Origin of the sequence: Arthrobacter luteolus NBRC 107841, assembly GCF_001552075.1 — a bacterium.
Taxonomy (GTDB): domain Bacteria; phylum Actinomycetota; class Actinomycetes; order Actinomycetales; family Micrococcaceae; genus Arthrobacter_B; species Arthrobacter_B luteolus.
Window position 1 is genome coordinate 228487 of the sequence record NZ_BCQM01000002.1, and the last position, 16094, is coordinate 244580.

The 16094-nt window shown below is 67.0% G+C and carries 13 protein-coding genes; 8 read left to right on the plus strand and 5 right to left on the minus strand.

The window, feature by feature from the left end; translation table 11 throughout:
• The first annotated feature begins 37 nt into the window (after nt 1–37).
• From metK to AL3_RS05095, 3 genes are read left to right on the plus strand one after another with little or no spacing between them, the layout of a single operon-like run.
• Nucleotides 38–1264, plus strand: a complete 1227-nt coding sequence (gene metK, locus AL3_RS05085; RefSeq protein ID WP_066297579.1) for a methionine adenosyltransferase — start codon at nt 38–40, stop codon at nt 1262–1264.
• Between the two features lie 5 nt (nt 1265–1269).
• Nucleotides 1270–3528: a primosomal protein N' gene (locus AL3_RS05090; RefSeq protein WP_066297581.1), complete on the plus strand. Its 2259-nt coding sequence runs from the start codon at nt 1270–1272 to the stop codon at nt 3526–3528.
• 23 nt (nt 3529–3551) lie between these two features.
• Entirely contained in the window at nt 3552–4073 is a 522-nt protein-coding gene (locus AL3_RS05095; RefSeq protein WP_066298441.1) for a DinB family protein, read from the plus strand.
• Between the two features lie 29 nt (nt 4074–4102).
• On the opposite strand, the gene AL3_RS05100 is transcribed toward AL3_RS05095, so the two are convergent.
• Both AL3_RS05100 and ccmA read right to left on the minus strand, forming a co-directional pair.
• Nucleotides 4103–4837, minus strand: coding sequence for an ABC transporter permease (locus AL3_RS05100; RefSeq protein WP_066297583.1), 735 nt, complete (start codon nt 4835–4837; stop codon nt 4103–4105).
• The gene (gene ccmA / locus AL3_RS05105) at nt 4834–5550 is read right to left on the minus strand and encodes a heme ABC exporter ATP-binding protein CcmA (protein WP_066297585.1); all 717 of its coding nucleotides are present in this window, start codon (nt 5548–5550) and stop codon (nt 4834–4836) included. The genes AL3_RS05100 and ccmA overlap by 4 nt, the downstream gene beginning before the upstream one ends.
• Before the next feature lie 75 nt (nt 5551–5625).
• On the opposite strand from ccmA, the gene AL3_RS05110 reads away from it, so the two are divergent.
• A complete protein-coding gene (locus tag AL3_RS05110; protein WP_066297588.1) occupies nt 5626–6639 on the plus strand; it encodes an NADP-dependent oxidoreductase in 1014 nt (337 codons plus the stop codon).
• A gap of 32 nt (nt 6640–6671) precedes the next feature.
• On the opposite strand, the gene AL3_RS05115 is transcribed toward AL3_RS05110, so the two are convergent.
• The 3 genes from AL3_RS05115 to AL3_RS05125 are packed head-to-tail and all read right to left on the minus strand — an operon-like array spanning nt 6672 to nt 9529.
• A complete protein-coding gene (locus AL3_RS05115; protein WP_066297591.1) occupies nt 6672–7769 on the minus strand; it encodes a glycosyltransferase family 4 protein in 1098 nt (365 codons plus the stop codon).
• Nucleotides 7766–8692, minus strand: a complete 927-nt coding sequence (locus AL3_RS05120) for an alpha/beta fold hydrolase (RefSeq protein ID WP_066297595.1) — start codon at nt 8690–8692, stop codon at nt 7766–7768. Before AL3_RS05120 ends, AL3_RS05115 begins: the two co-directional genes overlap by 4 nt.
• Nucleotides 8693–9529 (minus strand): aldo/keto reductase, encoded by an 837-nt coding sequence (locus AL3_RS05125; protein WP_066297598.1) that lies wholly within the window; start codon nt 9527–9529, stop codon nt 8693–8695. It lies immediately after the preceding gene.
• 264 nt (nt 9530–9793) lie between these two features.
• Here AL3_RS05125 and AL3_RS05130 point away from each other — a divergent pair, with 264 nt between their 5' ends.
• From AL3_RS05130 to AL3_RS05145, 4 genes are all read left to right on the plus strand, one after another.
• Nucleotides 9794–10537 carry an MIP/aquaporin family protein gene (locus AL3_RS05130; RefSeq protein WP_066298443.1) on the plus strand — a complete coding sequence of 248 codons (744 nt, stop codon included), beginning with the start codon at nt 9794–9796 and terminating at the stop codon, nt 10535–10537.
• A gap of 46 nt (nt 10538–10583) precedes the next feature.
• Nucleotides 10584–12110, plus strand: coding sequence for a glycerol kinase GlpK (gene glpK / locus AL3_RS05135; RefSeq protein ID WP_066297601.1), 1527 nt, complete (start codon nt 10584–10586; stop codon nt 12108–12110).
• Between the two features lie 317 nt (nt 12111–12427).
• Nucleotides 12428–14929, plus strand: a complete 2502-nt coding sequence (leuS, locus tag AL3_RS05140) for a leucine--tRNA ligase (protein ID WP_066297604.1) — start codon at nt 12428–12430, stop codon at nt 14927–14929.
• Nucleotides 14930–14940: 11 nt separating this feature from the next.
• A complete protein-coding gene (locus tag AL3_RS05145; RefSeq protein WP_083521465.1) occupies nt 14941–16065 on the plus strand; it encodes a DegV family protein in 1125 nt (374 codons plus the stop codon).
• Nucleotides 16066–16094 lie beyond the last annotated feature (29 nt).

Here is a 16094-nt window from a genome sequence, read left to right on the forward strand (position 1 = left end):
GACAGGGACTGTCCCCGGAACGAAGTAGAGTAAACCCGTGACTTCCAGCAATACGCCTGCCCCCGCCGATCCGCGCTCCCTGCGGCTGTTCACCTCCGAGTCCGTGACCGAAGGCCATCCGGACAAAATCTGTGATCAGATCAGTGACGCCATCCTCGACGGCCTGCTCAAGGCCGATCCCGAGTCCCGCGTCGCCGTGGAAACCCTGGTGACCACCGGGCTGGTCCACGTCGCCGGCGAGGTTACCACCGAGGGCTACGTGGAGATCCCTCAGCTGGTCCGCGACACCATCCTTGAGATCGGCTACGACTCCTCCGCCAACGGCTTCGACGGCGCCCGCTGCGGTGTCTCCGTCTCGATTGGGCAGCAGTCCCCGGAAATCGCGTCACGGGTCTTCAACTCAGTCGAGAACCGCGCCGGCAGCGCCGTTGATCCCCTCGATGCACAGGGCGCCGGTGACCAGGGCATTATGTTCGGATTCGCCAGCGACGAGACCAGCGTGCTGATGCCCACCCCGATCTGGTTGGCGCACCGGCTCTCCGAACGGCTGACGCAGGTCCGCAAGGACGGGACGCTGGACTACCTGCGCCCGGACGGCAAGACCCAGGTCACCATCGGCTACGACGGGGACAGGCCGGTCTCCGTGGACTCCGTGGTGGTTTCCACCCAGCACGCAGCGGACCTCGATCAGGAACAGCTGCACCAGGACATGATCTCCCTGGTTGTTAACCCCGTCCTCGCGGGCACTGAGCTGGACACCTCCAATGTCCGGCACATCATCAACCCGGGCGGCCCGTTCGTGATCGGCGGTCCCGTGGGGGATGCAGGCCTCACCGGACGCAAGATCATCGTCGACACCTACGGCGGCTTCTCCCGGCACGGCGGAGGCGCGTTCAGCGGCAAGGATCCTAGCAAGGTGGACCGGTCCGCTGCCTACGCCATGCGCTGGGTTGCCAAGAACGTGGTTGCAGCCGGCCTGGCGCGCCGCGCGGAAATCCAGATCGCCTACGCCATCGGCATGGCCCGCCCGGTTGGCATCTACGTGGAGACCTTCGGGACCGAAACCGTCGATCCGATGCGGATCGCGGCGGCCATCAACGAGGTCTTCGACCTGCGTCCGCTGGGCATCATCAATGCCCTGGACCTGAAGCGCCCCATCTACCAGAAGACCGCAGCCCACGGCCACTTTGGCCGTGAAGAGGAAGGCTTCACCTGGGAGCGCCTCGATAAGGTCGAGGACCTGCGCAGCTACTTCAGCGCCTGACTCCCATGGGACAGCGGCCGGAAGGAAACGCCCGGGACGGCGAGGCCGTGCAGCTTTCGCTGCTCCACGGCTTCACGCCGCCGGCGGCTCCGGTCGGCAAGACACAGCCGGCCCCTCACCTGCCCATTGGGCGGGTCCTGCTGGACTCGCCGCTGCCGCACCTGGACCGGCCCTTCGACTACCTGGTTCCGGCGGAGTACGACGCCGCTGCCCGCCCCGGCGTCCGGGTCAAGGTACGGTTCGGCGGCCAGGAGCTGGCGGGATATCTCACCGGCCGGCTGGAATCCACAGATACCACCGCACGGCTGATCGCCCTCGGGAAGATTGTGTCGCCGGTTCCGGTCCTGAGCCCGGAGGTCCTGCTGCTGGCCGAGGCAGTCGCTGCCCGGTATGCCGGTTCCGTGCACGACGTGCTCCGCGTCGCCGTCCCGCCGCGGGTGGCGCGGGTGGAAAAGGAGTTCGCCGGACGGGTTACACCGGAATCAGTGGAGGTGCCGGATGCTCCGGGCACACCGGACGCTCCGGGCGCACCGGAAACAGTCGAAACACAGGACGCTCCGGAAACAGCCGAAATACCGGACGTACCGGACGTACCGGCGGCAGCGGACTCTACGCCGGCGGACTCCGGCGAACCCGGCAAGCCCGGCAAGCCCAGCGAAGCCGAAGAACCCACACCCTTCCGGCGTTACCCGCACGGCCCCCGGTTCCTGGGCCATCTGGCTGCCGGGCACAGTCCCCGTGCCGTCCTGTCCTCCCTCCGCGGCTACGGACCCGATGCCTGGCCGGCAGAAATTGCCGCCGCCGTCGAAGCGGCCGTGCGCTCAGGCCGCGGCGCCGTCGTGGTGGTTCCGGACCAGAAGGACCTGGCCCGGGTAATGGCCGCGCTGGAGGACCGCCTGCCGGAGGGCACGGCCGTGCGCCTGACTGCGGAAGACGGTCCAACCCCGCGCTACCGCAGCTTCCTGCAGCTGCTTCACGGTGATGCCACCGTGGCCGTGGGAACGCGTTCCGCAGCCTACGCGCCGGTGGCGAATCTTGGCCTGGTCTGCATCTGGGATGACGGTGATGACCTGCATGCCGAGCAGCGGGCACCGTATCAGCATGCCCGCGACGTCCTGCTGCTGCGGGCAGAAATGGCCGGCGCAGGGATGCTCGTGGCATCCCACACCCGCAGCACCGAGGCACAGCGTCTGGTGGAATCCGGCTGGGCCGCGCCCCTCAACGCCGAACGAACGCTGGTCCGCGAATCGACGCCGCGCGTTATGAGCACCGCCGACACCTTCAATATGGAGCGTGACCCGCTGGCAGCCCGCGCCCGGATTCCGCATGCAGCGTGGAAGGCTGCCCAGGATGGGCTGAAGCGGGGGCCGGTGCTGGTGCAGGTAGCGCGGACCGGTTTTTCACCCGCGCTGTCCTGCCAGGACTGCCGCGAGCCGACCAGGTGCCGCCAATGCCGGGGCCCGATGGCCCAGGCAGGCCGCAACGCCCTGCCTTCCTGCCGCTGGTGCGCCCGGCCCGAACCGCGCTGGCACTGCCCGTCCTGCGGCAGTTTCCGGCTGCGTGCCTCCACCGCCGGGGCTGGACGGACAGCGGAGGAGCTGGGCCGCGCCTTCCCATCAGTGACAGTGGTTTCCTCGGCCGGGGATCACATCCGGCCCGAGGTTCCGGACACCCCGGCATTGGTGGTGGCGACGCCCGGAGCCGAACCGGTCGCGCCATCGGGCTACGCTGCCGCGCTGCTGCTGGACGGTACCGCGATGCTTTCGCGGCAGTCCCTGCACGCGCAGGAAGAAACCCTGCGCCGCTGGTTGACCGCAGCGGCCCTGGTGCGCCCTGCAAGGGACGGGGGAGTGGTGGTGGTGACAGCTGATGATACGGCCACGGTGGGCCACCTGCTGCGCTGGGACCCGGCGGGCGCCGCAGAACGTGAACTTGCCCTGCGCCGCGAGCTCGGACTTCCGCCCGCCGTCCGGTATGCCGAGCTGACCGGTTCACGGGAGGGCCTGGAGGGATTTGTGTCCCGGCTTGGCCTGCCGGAACGCGTCCGGATCGTGGGCCCCGCGCCGGTGGAGGAACCGCCGTCGTCCCGCGGGGATGATCCCGGCACCCTGAACGGCACCGGCCGCTGGCGGACCCTGTGCTTTTTCCCGTACGGTGACGCGCCTGCGGTCACTGCGGCCATGCGGGCCGCGAAGGCCGCGCTTTCAGCCCGCCGCACCGGGGATCCCGTGTATGTCCGGGTGGACGGAACCGGCGTCCTGTAACGGTTTTCCATTACAGTGTGCAGATGGTCATAACCCCTGATACCAAAAACTGGACCTGGGTCCTGGACAAGCCGTGCCCCGAATGCGGGTTCGACGCCGCTGCCACCGCTTTCGATGACGTTCCGGGCCTGCTCCGGGACAGTGCGGACGCGTGGCAGGAAGTCCTCGCCGGCGCGGACGCCGTGCAGCGTCCCGATGACGCGACCTGGTCGCCGCTGGAATACGCGGCCCATGTCCGCGACCTGTGCCGTGTCTACCGGATGCGGCTGAACCTGATGCTGGAGACCGACGGCGCCGGCTTTGCTGACTGGGACCAGGATGCCACCGCGGTGGCCGAACGGTACGGAGAACAGGATCCGGCGGTGGTCGCGGCCGAACTCGCTACCGAAGCTGAGGCGACGGCGGCAGCCTTCGCCGCCGTCGCACCCGGCCAGCTGGCCCGGCGCGGTCTGCGTTCGGACGGCAGCGCCTTCACCGTGGATTCACTGGCCCGCTACTTCCTTCACGACGCGCTCCACCACCTCTGGGACGTCCGTCCCCGGTAAGGATGCGGGCTGAGGGCTCCGGCCGCAGGCTAGGGGGTCCGGCGGCGCAGGGTCACCGAACCCAGCACCAGGAACGCCACGGTGAATGCCGCCAGGATCCCGACTTCCCGCAGGACATCGGGCGCAGCATCCGTTTCGGTGGAGACGTCCTGGAGCGCTGATATTGTGTGCGAGAGCGGAAGCCAGTCGGAGATTGCCGCCAGCACGTCGGGCATCTGGTCGCGGGGAATGAAAATCCCGCCGAGCAGGATCTGCGGAAACACAATGGCCGGCATGAATTGGATGACCTGGAACTCGGTGGCGGCAAAAGCGCTGGCGAACAGGCCCAGGGTGGTCCCCAGGAGGGCATTCATGACCGCTACCAGGACGAGCAGCCACGGTGAGGAACTGACTTCCAGGCCGCAGACCCAGACGGAGAAGCCGGCGGCGATCAGCGACTGGACCGTGCCCAGCAGCCCGAACGCGATGGCATAACCGGCGATCAGGTCGAACTTGCCCACCGGGAGCGTCATCAGCCGCTCCAGCGTGCCCGAACGCCGCTCGCGCAGGGTGGTGATGCTGGTGACGAGGAACATCACCACAAACGGGAAGAGACCCAGCAGCGCCGGCCCCACTTGGCCAAATACCGGAGTGTCCACGAAGATCCAGGACATCAGGCCGATCAGCAGGCTGGGCATGACCAGGAGCAGCACAATGGTGCGGGGATCGTGCCGGACCTGCCGGAGGACCCGGACGGCGGTGGCGAGGGCCAGGCGCGGCTTCACGGGGCACCACCCAGGAGGACCAGGAACGCCCGGTCAGCGTCATGTGCACCGGTTTGTTCCAGCAGCTCAGCGGGCGTGAGATCAGCCAGCAGCTGCCCGTTGTGCAGCAGCAGCAGGCGCCCGCAGCGGCTGGCCTCATCCATCACGTGGCTGCTGACCAGCACGCTGGTGCCGCGCTCGGCGAGCTGCGCGAATAACCGCCACAGCTCCTGGCGCAGCAGCGGATCGAGCCCGACCGTCGGCTCATCCAGGACCAGCAGGTCCGGCGCGCCAACCAGCGCTGCAGCCAGGGACACCCGGCTGCGCTGGCCCCCGCTGAGCCCGGATACCAGCCGATGAGCCTCGGGGCCGAGATTTACCTCACGGACCGCCTGCTCCGCCGCGTCCCGCCCGCGTCCCAGCAGCCGGGCGAAGTACATCAGATTCTCCGTTACCGTGAGGTCCTCGTACACGCTGGGGGACTGGGTCATATAGCCGATCCTGCCCCGCAGCTGGACCGAGCCGGCGGGCTGGCCCAGCACGGTAACCGCTCCGCCGCCGGTCTTCTGGGTGCCCGCCACGGAGCGCAGGAGCGTTGTTTTGCCGCTGCCGCTCGGCCCCATCAGGCCAACCACCTGGCCGCGGGGAACCTCCAGCGACAATCCGCTGAATACCTCCCGCCCGCCGCGGCGCACCGCCAGGTCCTGCACGGAAACCGCTGGTAGTCTTTCCATGGCACTCAGGATAGACAGGGTGCTTATGAAATACCCGGGCGCCCGTCGATAGAAGGCGCCCCACGAAGGAGATCGATGTCCTACCCCCAGACAAGCCGCGAAATCCACCTGGCCTCCCGTCCCGACGGATGGCCCGTTGACGGGAACTTCCGGCTGACCGAGGTCCCCGTTCCAGCACTGCAGGACGGCCAGGTCCTGGTCCAGAACACGGCCATGTCCGTTGACCCCTACATGCGGGGCCGGATGAACGACGTCAAGTCCTATGTGCCGCCCTTCCAGCTCGATCAGCCGCTCGACGGCGGTGCGGTGGGCGAAGTCGTGGAGTCCCGCTCAGCGGACCACAAACCCGGAGATACCGTGCTGCACGGCCTCGGCTGGCGGGACTATGCCGTCCTGGACGGTGCCCGGGCCCGCAGGATCGACACCAGCCTCGCACCGGCCAGCGCCTACCTGGGCGCCCTCGGACTGACCGGGCTGACCGCCTACGCCGGCCTGACCAAGGTGGCCGAATTCAAGGAAGGCGACGCCGTCTTCGTCTCCGGCGCTGCCGGAGCCGTCGGATCCCTGGTGGGCCAGATCGCCAAGGCCCTGGGCGCCAGCCGCGTCATCGGCAGCGCCGGCTCCGCGGACAAGGTGGCGAGGCTGCGTGAACTGGGCTTTGACGCCGCGTTCAACTACCACGATGCCCCGGTCAAGGATCAGCTTCAGGCGGCCGCCGGCGAACAGGGCATCGACGTCTATTTTGACAACGTGGGCGGAGACCATCTCGAAGCCGCGATTTCGGTCCTGAACAAGTACGGACGGATCGCCATGTGCGGCGCGATTTCGCAGTACAACACCACCGCAAAGCCCACCGGACCGCGCAACCTCGCACTTGCCATCGGCAAGGAGCTCACACTTCGCGGGTTCATCGCCAGCAGCTACAACCAGTATGCGGACGAGTTCGCCGGGCTCATGGCCGGCTGGCTGCGTGAGGGCAGCGTCAGCTACGACGAGACCTTCGTGGACGGGCTGGAAAACGCACCCCAGGCCTTCATCGACCTGATGAAGGGTGCCAACAAGGGCAAAATGGTGGTGCGGCTGGACTAGCCCGCACCACCCGGTTCAGCGAACGGCCCGCCTCAGCGGGCCGTTCGGCGTTTCTTCGCCGCGAACAGGCGGGAGGCCTCCGCCGCCGCGTCTACCAGCTGCTTGGCTGACGCATCCCAGTCGTAGTCGCCGGCCCGGCGCAGCCCGGCAGCGGCGGCCTCCTGCCAGCAGCCGGCGTCAGAGAGGGTTTCCACAGCCGCGGCGAACGCTTCCGGGCGGTCCGGATCCACGAGCATCGCCGCGCCGCCGGAAACCTCCCGGAAAATCGGGATGTCACTGGCGATCACGGGGGTGCCCGCAGCCATGGACTCAATCACGGGCAGCCCGTAGCCCTCCGCCTTGGACAGCGTGACCAGCGCGGTGGCGCGGCGCAGCAGGGCGTCGTACTCCGCATCGGTTACTCCGTTGTGGAAGACCAGCCGCGACGGATCCGCGGTGAGTGCCTCCAGCTCCGCCCGCCGGTCCGGGCTGATCCTGCTGAGCAGGTGCAGGGTGTACCCCGGCAGATGCGACATCCCCCGCACGATCGTCTCGACGTTCTTGTACGGCATAAAGGAACCCATGTAGAGCAGGGTCCGGTCGGGTGCGGAACCGGCCTCACGCGGCACGGTTCCGGGCTGGGGTGCGTTGGACACCAGCCGCACCGGGCGGCGGGTCAGGCGGTGCCATTTGATCAGGTCCGCTGTGGTGTGGCTGATGGTGGCGACGGCGTCGGCCCGGTTCAGGAGCACCCGCTGCGGCCAGTAGGCCAGGTGGTAGAGCCGCCACAGCAGGCGCACCGGCAGCGGAAGGAAACCCGGCGGCGTCGGGTTCTGGTAGTAGATCAGGTCATGCAGGGTGAGGATCAGCGGATAGTTCCGCCCCCAGCTGCCCATGGTCTGCATGGGACAGACCACCGCGTCTGCGTCGAGCCGGTTGAGTCTGCGGGCGACGAAAAGCTCCGCGGGGGAGAGCGGGGAGTTGACCTTGACCCAGGGCACGTCCGGAAGCAGGGCCAGCTGCCTCTCATCACTGATCAGTATCTGCACCTGCGCGTGCCGGGACACGGCCTCGATCAGGCTGGCACCGTACCGGCTGATCCCGTCGTGCTGGTCGGTGCGCGTGAACCGGGCATCAAACAGAATCTTCATGCCCGGTGCCTCCGGTCCAGGAAATCGGCGATCAGGGCGGCCGCCACATCCGGGGCTTCATAGTGCACCAGATGCCCGCAGCCCTCGATAATTTCCAGCTCAGCGTCCGGGATCATTCCGGCGAGCCGGCGCTGCGCGGGAACCGACCCCAGATCATCCCGGTCCGCGGCGATCAGCAGGACCGGCATCCGAAGATCGGCGGCGGAATCCCGCACGGTCTCGGAAATCGAGGAGCGGAAGGCTTCCAGTACGACGGCGCGGGAGGCGAAGGCGCTGAAGTAGGCATCGTGCTGGGCATGGATCCAGCGGCGCAGCCCCGGATCGGAGGTCTTCGCCATCATGATGCTCATACCCCGGACGATCAGGGGATTAGCCAGCAGGGCGTGCCCGGCAGCCTCCGGCAGCTTCGCCGCGGCCCGGTAGTACAGTTCGGCTGCTTTGCTGGTGATGCCCTTCGGCCCCTCCAGCGCCGGTTCGCAGATGGGGTTGACGAGGACGAGCTCGCTGATCAGTTCCGGGGACTGCGCTGCAGTGCGTGCCGCGATGATCGAGCCGAAGGAATGGCCCAGGAGGACAGTTTCGGAACCGAGTCCGAGTGCGCGGAAACCGGCATGGACAAAATCCGCGTAGGCGGCGGCGTTGTGGCTGCCCGGCAGGACGGAACCCTGGCCGAAGCCGGGCAGGTCCGGGACGATGACGCGGTGGTTCGGCAGGGCTTCCACAATGCGAAGCAGCCCGTGGTGGTCGCCGCGGAAACCGTGGACCATAAAAACCGGCGGTGCGTCCGGAGCCGCACCGGAAGCCGGGAAGTCCCAGCACCGCTGCGAAGTTCCCTGGACCCGGTAGGTGCGGACATCAGCTTCTCGGGTGAACGGTCCGGGAGCTCCCGTTCCGGCTGTCCCGGGCCGGCGCAGCAGCCGCATTTAGTTCACCTCGCGGGGGTCGGAGCCGGTGCGCTGGCCACGGTCCAGTGCGTCGAGGGCGGCCATCTGGGCGTCGTCGAGCTCGAAGGAGAACACATCGAGGTTCCCGGTGATCCGGTCCTCGCTGCTGGCTTTCGGGATCACGGTGTTCCCGGCCTGGACATGCCAGCGCAGGACCACCTGGGCCGGAGTCCGGCCCAGCTCGGCGGACATCTCCTTGATGACCGGGTCGGCCAGGACAGCGCCCCGGCCCAGCGGGCTCCAGGCAACAGTGCGGATGCCGTGGGCCTCATGGAAGCCGCGCAGTCCGCGCTGCGCCAGCCACGGGTGAAGCTCCACCTGGTTCACCGCGGGCACAATCCCGGTGGCCGCGGCCAGTTCTTCCAGGTGCTCCTGGGTGAAGTTGGAGACGCCAATGGCGCGGACCCGGCCGGAGGCATAAATTTCTTCCAGCGCTCGGTACGTTTCCACGAAGAGCCCACGTCCGGGGCAGGGCCAGTGGATCAGGTACAGGTCCAGATAATCGAATCCCAGCCGGTCCAGCGAGGCATCAAAAGCCCGGAAGGCGGCGTCGTAACCCTGGTCCGCGTTCCACAGCTTGGAGGTGACGAACAGGTCTTCCCGGACCACATGCCCGGCGTCGGTGAAGTTCCGGACCGCCGCGCCGACGCCTTCCTCATTGCCGTACAGGGCAGCAGTGTCGATGTGCCGGTAACCGGCGTCCAGGGCGGACGTAACCAGCGCCGCGGTTTCCTCCGGCGGGACCTTGTACGTGCCGAATCCGGCCTGGTCCATCTCCACGCCGTTGTTCAAGGTCAGTTTCGGTGCCCGTTGCATGCTCAAACTCTACCGAGATCGGGCGCGGGGGTTGTATCGGGGGTCGAGGAGCTCCCCGGACGCAGCTATTGTGGGCTGCTGACCTGCACTTTTAAAGTTTTCATGGCGCTGGAGGTAAAAGCTTGATTGCATAGGGCCTACAGTGCGCCGAGCTGGAAGGCCCCCGACTGCGCTTCACCCAGGTCTATCCCGCTCTCAGAACACGATCAATCCATGAGAACCGCTCAATAAAAACATCAAACTATGGATCGGAGGGAGTCGATGGTGACTCTAGGACAGGTATTCGTCAGCGAAATGCTGGGTACCGCAGCGCTGATCGTCCTGGGCTGCGGCGTCGTCGCAAACGTGGCTCTGGCGAAAACCAAGGGCAACGGCGGCGGCTTCCTGATGGTGAACTGGGGGTGGGGCCTCGGTGTTTTCGCCGGCGTCTACCTGGCAGCCATTTCGGGCGCCCACATTAATCCCGCCGTGACGGTGGGCATCATCACCAGCGGCGCCGAGGAGTTCGTCCCGGGAATCCCCGTGGACATCGGCTCCACGCTGACCTACTTCGCGGGGCAGCTGCTCGGTGCCATGATCGGAGCCTTCGTGGCCTGGCTGGCCTACAAGAAACAGTTCGATGATGAGCCGGACCCGGCCAACATCCTTGGCGTGTTCTCCACCGGGCCTGCCATCCGGTCCTACGGCTGGAACCTCGTCACCGAGATCATCGGTACGTTCATGCTGATGTTCGTGATCGTGGCGTTCGCCGGTTCGGTCACCGGGCTGGGCCCCCTGGCCGTGGCGCTGCTGGTTGTCGGCATCGGTGCGTCGCTCGGCGGTCCGACCGGGTACGCCATCAACCCGGCGCGTGACCTCGGCCCCCGGATCGTTCACGCCCTGCTGCCCATCCGCAACAAGGGAAACAGCGACTGGTCCTACGCCTGGGTGCCCGTCCTCGGGCCCCTGATCGGCGGAGCACTTGGCGGCTGGGTCGGCTCGTTCATCCCGCTGCCGGATATCCTCTAACCGATCCCCGGGCCGCACGATCTACTCACCTCGAAGGAGAGACCAAGTGTCAGACAGCAAGCAGCAGTACGTCATTGCGATCGATCAGGGAACCACGAGCAGCCGGGCGATTGTCTTCGACCACGCCGGCAGCATCGTGTCCTCCGGACAAAAAGAACATGAGCAGATCTTTCCCCGCGCCGGCTGGGTGGAGCACAACCCCGAAGAAATCTGGACCAACGTCCGCGAAGTCGTCGGAACCGCGCTCTCCAAGGCCAACCTCACCCGGCACGACATCGCCGCCGTCGGCATCACCAACCAGCGCGAAACCGCGGTGGTCTGGGACCGCTACACCGGCAAACCCGTCTACAACGCCATCGTCTGGCAGGACACCCGGACCCAGCCGATCGTGGACGCACTGGCCAAGGACGGGGGGATGGACCGGTTCAAGGCCAAGGTGGGCCTGCCGCTGGCAACCTACTTCTCCGGCACCAAGATCAAGTGGATCCTCGACAATGTCGACGGTGCCAGGGAAAAGGCCGAAAAAGGCGAACTGATGTTCGGGAACACGGACTCCTGGGTGGTCTGGAACCTCACCGGCGGGGTGGAAGGCGGGGTCCACATCACCGACGTCAGCAACGCCTCACGGACCATGTTTATGGACCTGGACACGCTGCAGTGGGACGACTCGATCCTTGAGACCTTCACCGTTCCGAAGTCGATGCTCCCCGAGATCCGTTCCTCATCCGAGGTGTATGGAACGGTGCACGGCTCCCAGCTGCTGCGGGAGGTCCCGGTGTCCGGGATCCTCGGCGACCAGCAGGCCGCCACCTTCGGGCAGGCAGCCTTCGGAATCGGGGATGCAAAGAACACCTACGGGACCGGTAACTTCCTGATCTTCAACACCGGCGAAGAGAAGGTGATGTCCCAGAACGGCCTGCTCACCACGGTGGCCTACAAAATCGGGGACAGGCCCCAGGTCTATGCCCTCGAAGGTTCCATCGCCGTCACCGGCTCACTGGTCCAGTGGCTGCGGGACAACCTCGGCATCATCAAGAGCGCCCCGGAAATCGAGAAGCTGGCCCAGTCGGTGGAGGACAACGGCGGCGTGTACATCGTTCCGGCGTTCTCCGGCCTCTTCGCGCCGCACTGGCGCGCGGATGCCCGCGGTGTGATCGTTGGCCTCACCCGGTTCGTGAACAAGAACCACATTGCCCGGGCCGCGCTGGAAGCCACGGCCTTCCAGACCCGGGAGGTGCTCGACGCCGTCAACGCCGACTCCGGTGTTCCGCTCACCGAACTGCGGGTCGACGGCGGTATGGTCGCCAACGATGCGCTGATGCAGTTCCAGGCGGACATCCTGGGTGTGGACGTTGTCCGCCCCGAGGTCGTGGAAACCACGGCCCTCGGAGCCGCGTACGCCGCGGGCCTCGCCGTCGGCTTCTGGAATGACACCGCGGAACTCGCCTCGAACTGGAAGGAAGACAAGCGCTGGACTCCGCAGATGGACCCGGCGGAGCGCGACCGCCAGATGCGGCTGTGGAACAAGGCCGTCACCCGCACCTTCGACTGGGTGGACGAAGACGTAAAGTAGCCCGGCCGGAGTCCTCCTGTGCCGGCACAGGTAATGCCGTTTCCTCCGGGAAACGGCATTACCTGTGTTCCGGGAAGCCCGGGTGGCGGGTCCGCGGCACACCCCGGTCCGCTGCCGCCGTCGGGCCTTCCCTGTTGTAAAGTGGATAAATGACCGCTTTGCTCCTCCTTACATAGCCGCGTTTGTGTAGAACGCGGCAGCCCCTTGCATTTGACGAGGGGCTTTTGTGTGTCTGGGAAGAGTCAACAGCGCAGGCGGAGACGGCGGCACGCCGGAAACCGCGGATCACCAGGATTCATTGAGGACAGAGGCGAAGCATAGTGAGCACGCAGTCACAGACTGACCAGTCGGAAGAGGCCGTATACAGTTTCGCGGCCATGGAGCAGAAGTGGCCGGCTGTCTGGGACGACCTAGGCGTTTTCACCCCGGCCGACGACGGAACGCGTGAACGCCGCTACGTCCTGGACATGTTCCCCTACCCCTCCGGCGACCTGCACATGGGCCACGCTGAAGCATTTGCCATGGGCGATGTTGTGGCCCGCTACTGGCGCCAGCTCGGCTACGACGTGCTGCACCCGATCGGCTGGGACTCCTTCGGCCTGCCCGCTGAAAACGCGGCCATCAAGCACAACGCCCACCCCAGCGAGTGGACCTACCGCAACATTGACACCCAGGCGGAGTCCTTCAAGCGTTATGCGATCAGCGTGGACTGGTCCCGGCGCCTGCACACCTCCGATCCCGGCTACTACCGGTGGACGCAGTGGCTGTTCACCCGCTTCTACGAGCGTGGACTGGCCTACCGGAAAAACTCCCCGGTCAACTGGTGCCCCAAGGACCAGACCGTGCTGGCCAATGAGCAGGTTGTCAACGGGGCCTGTGAACGCTGCGGCACCCAGGTCACCAAGAAGTCCCTGAACCAGTGGTACTTCAAGATCACCGACTACGCCGACCGGCTCCTGGACGACATGGAACAGCTCAAGGGCCACTGGCCGGAGCGCGTCCTGGCCATGCAGAAGAACTGGATCGGCCGCTCCGAAGGCGCCCACGTCCGCTTCAATATCGAAGCCGCCGACGGCAAGCCCGAAGAGCAGGTCACCGTCTTCACCACCCGTCCGGACACCCTCTTCGGAGCAACCTTCTTCGTTGTCGCGGCCGACGCCCCGCTGGCACTGGACCTGGTGACAGAAGACCACCGTGCGTCCCTGCTGGAGTACCGCGAGCAGGTCAAGGCACTCTCCGACATCGAACGCCAGGCCACCGACCGCACCAAGACCGGTGTCTTTACCGGCCGTTACGCGGTCAACCCGCTCAACGGTGAAAAGCTGCCGGTCTGGGCTGCCGACTATGTGCTGGCCGACTACGGCACCGGCGCCATCATGGCCGTGCCGGCCCACGACCAGCGCGACCTGGACTTCGCGAAGGCCTTCAACCTGCCCGTGCGCGCCGTGCTCGACACCGGTGAAGAGGATCCCGCCGTCTCCGGCACCGCCACCACCGGCGAGGGAACGCTGGTGAACTCCGGCAGCCTGAACGGCTTGCCGAAGGCCGAAGCCATCCCGGCGGCCATCAGCGTCCTCGAGGAGAAGGGCACCGGCGAGAAGTTCGTGAACTTCCGGCTGCGTGACTGGCTGCTCTCCCGGCAGCGCTTCTGGGGAACCCCTATCCCGATCATCCACTGCGAAAAGTGCGGCGAGGTTCCGGTCCCGGATGACCAGCTGCCGGTGACCCTGCCGGACAACCTGAAGGGTGAGGCGCTGGCGCCCAAGGGCACCTCGCCGCTGGCATCGGTCGAGGAATGGGTCAATGTGGACTGCCCGTCCTGCAGCGGTCCGGCCAAGCGGGACACGGACACCATGGATACGTTCGTGGACTCCTCCTGGTACTTCATGCGCTTCGTTTCCCCGCACTTCACCGAGGGTCCTTTCGATCCCGAAGCCGTGCGCAACTGGATGCCGGTGGGGCAGTACGTGGGCGGCGTGGAGCACGCCATCCTGCACCTGCTCTACTCCCGCTTCTTCACCAAGGTCGTCAAGGACATGGGCCTGATCGAAGCCGACGAGCCGTTCTCCGCCCTGCTGAACCAGGGCCAGGTACTCAACGGCGGCAAGGCCATGTCCAAGTCGCTGGGCAACGGTGTGGACCTGGGCCAGCAGCTGGACAAATACGGTGTCGACGCCGTCCGCCTCACCATGATCTTCGCCTCCCCGCCCGAGGACGACGTCGACTGGGCGGATGTCTCGCCGTCGGGCTCCGCCAAGTTCCTGGCCCGCGCCTGGCGCCTGGGCCAGGACATCACCAGCGAACCCGGCGCGGACGTCTCCACCGGCGACAAAAAGCTCCGCGCGGTAACCCACCGCACGGTCGCCGACGCCGCCGATCTGCTGGATGCCGGCAAGTTCAACGTGGTCATCGCCAAGTTGATGGAACTGGTCAATGCCACCCGTAAGACCATCGATTCCGGTGCCGGCGCAGCCGACCCCGCCGTCCGCGAAGCCGCCGAAGCCGTAGCCGTGATCCTGAGCCTCTTCGCGCCGTACACGGCTGAAGACCTCTGGAACGCGCTGGGCCACCCCGCTTCCGTGGCGAACGCCGGCTGGCCGGCAGTAGACCCGGCCCTGCTGGTCCAGGACACGGTGACTGCCATCGTCCAGGTCAAGGGCAAGGTCCGCGACCGGCTCGAGGTGCCGGCAGACATCACCGAGGATGCGCTGCGCGAGCTGGCGCTCTCCTCGGAGCAGATCATCAAGGTCCTCGACGGCGCCGGGATCCGCACGGTGATCGTCAAGGCCCCCAAGCTCGTGAACATCGTGCCGGCCTAGGACTGGGCTTCATGGACTGGACGGCGCTGCGCGGACGGTGGTTCAAGCCCCGGGCAACCGGGCCTGGCCCTGTGCCGCCGCCGCGCGTCGCCGTCGTTACCGATTCATCCTGCTCCCTGCCCAGCGGCTGGGCAGGGTCGGACCGTGCTGCGGACCTGGTCCGGGTCGTTTCGATGCCGGTGATGATCGGCGACCAGATCTACGGTGAGGGCACCGACAAAATGATCGGTGCCCTGGCCCTGGCCCTTGCCCAGGGACAGGACGTCCGCACGTCCCGGCCGGCGCCGGGCCAGTTCGAGGCGGTGTACGCCGAACTCGCTGCAGCCGGTTATGCCGCCGTGGTTTCTGTCCACCTGTCCGGGAAACTGTCCGGCACCGTGGACTCTGCCAGGCTGGCGGCGCGGACCGCAGAAATTCCGGTCCGAGTGGTCGACACCGCGTCCGTGGCCATGGGACTGGGATTTGCGGTTGAGGCAGCTGCGGAAGCCGCTGCGGAAGGTGCGGACGCTGAGACCGTGGCGGCAGCAGCCGCGTCCTGTGCCGCAGCAGCGGACATCCTGTTTTACGTCCCCAGCCTCGAGCAGCTCCGCCGCGGCGGCCGGATCGGCGCGGCGGCCGGATGGTTCGGAACGCTGCTTGCGGTCAAACCGATCCTGGCTATCCGCGACGGCCTCGTGGTTCCGATCGAACGCGTCCGCACCGCGCCCAAAGCCCTGGCCCGGCTGGAGGAGCTCTGCCGTGCGGAGCTCGCCGCCCGCACCGGACCGGTGCGCGTGGCTGTCCACCATTTCGGCAACGAAGCGGAGGCCGAGCGTCTGGCGTCTGCGGTGATCCGCGAACGCCCCGGGGCGAAGGTCCTGCTGTGTCCACTGCCGGCGGTGCTGGCGGCGCACGCGGGTCTCGGTGTGTTGGCTGTGGCTATTTCGACGGCGGTGGTCCCCGGCGAGGCTGAGGCTGGCACGAAGGCCAGCGTTTCTGCCGGCCCCGGACCGGCAGAAACCAAGGATGCGGGCCAGCGGCATCCGGCACCGTCCCGCAGCCAGCGGCCGGTTACCGCCGGGCAGGCAGAGGCCCCCGCTCCGGCCAGCGGCCCAATCCCGGTGCAGGACCCGCACGGGGATACGGACATCGACTGACCCTCCACAACTTCCGGCAATCACTGGAA

Coding starts and splice junctions, on each gene's coding strand:
- AL3_RS05090 (WP_066297581.1), top strand. CDS start 1,270: ATGGGACAGCGGCCGGAAGGAAACGCCCGGGACGGCGAGGCCGTGCAG.
- AL3_RS05095 (WP_066298441.1), top strand. CDS start 3,552: ATGGTCATAACCCCTGATACCAAAAACTGGACCTGGGTCCTGGACAAG.
- AL3_RS05115 (WP_066297591.1), bottom strand. CDS start 7,769: ATGAAGATTCTGTTTGATGCCCGGTTCACGCGCACCGACCAGCACGAC.
- AL3_RS05120 (WP_066297595.1), bottom strand. CDS start 8,692: ATGCGGCTGCTGCGCCGGCCCGGGACAGCCGGAACGGGAGCTCCCGGA.
- AL3_RS05145 (WP_083521465.1), top strand. CDS start 14,941: ATGGACTGGACGGCGCTGCGCGGACGGTGGTTCAAGCCCCGGGCAACC.
- AL3_RS05110 (WP_066297588.1), top strand. CDS start 5,626: ATGTCCTACCCCCAGACAAGCCGCGAAATCCACCTGGCCTCCCGTCCC.
- AL3_RS05125 (WP_066297598.1), bottom strand. CDS start 9,529: ATGCAACGGGCACCGAAACTGACCTTGAACAACGGCGTGGAGATGGAC.
- ccmA (WP_066297585.1), bottom strand. CDS start 5,550: ATGGAAAGACTACCAGCGGTTTCCGTGCAGGACCTGGCGGTGCGCCGC.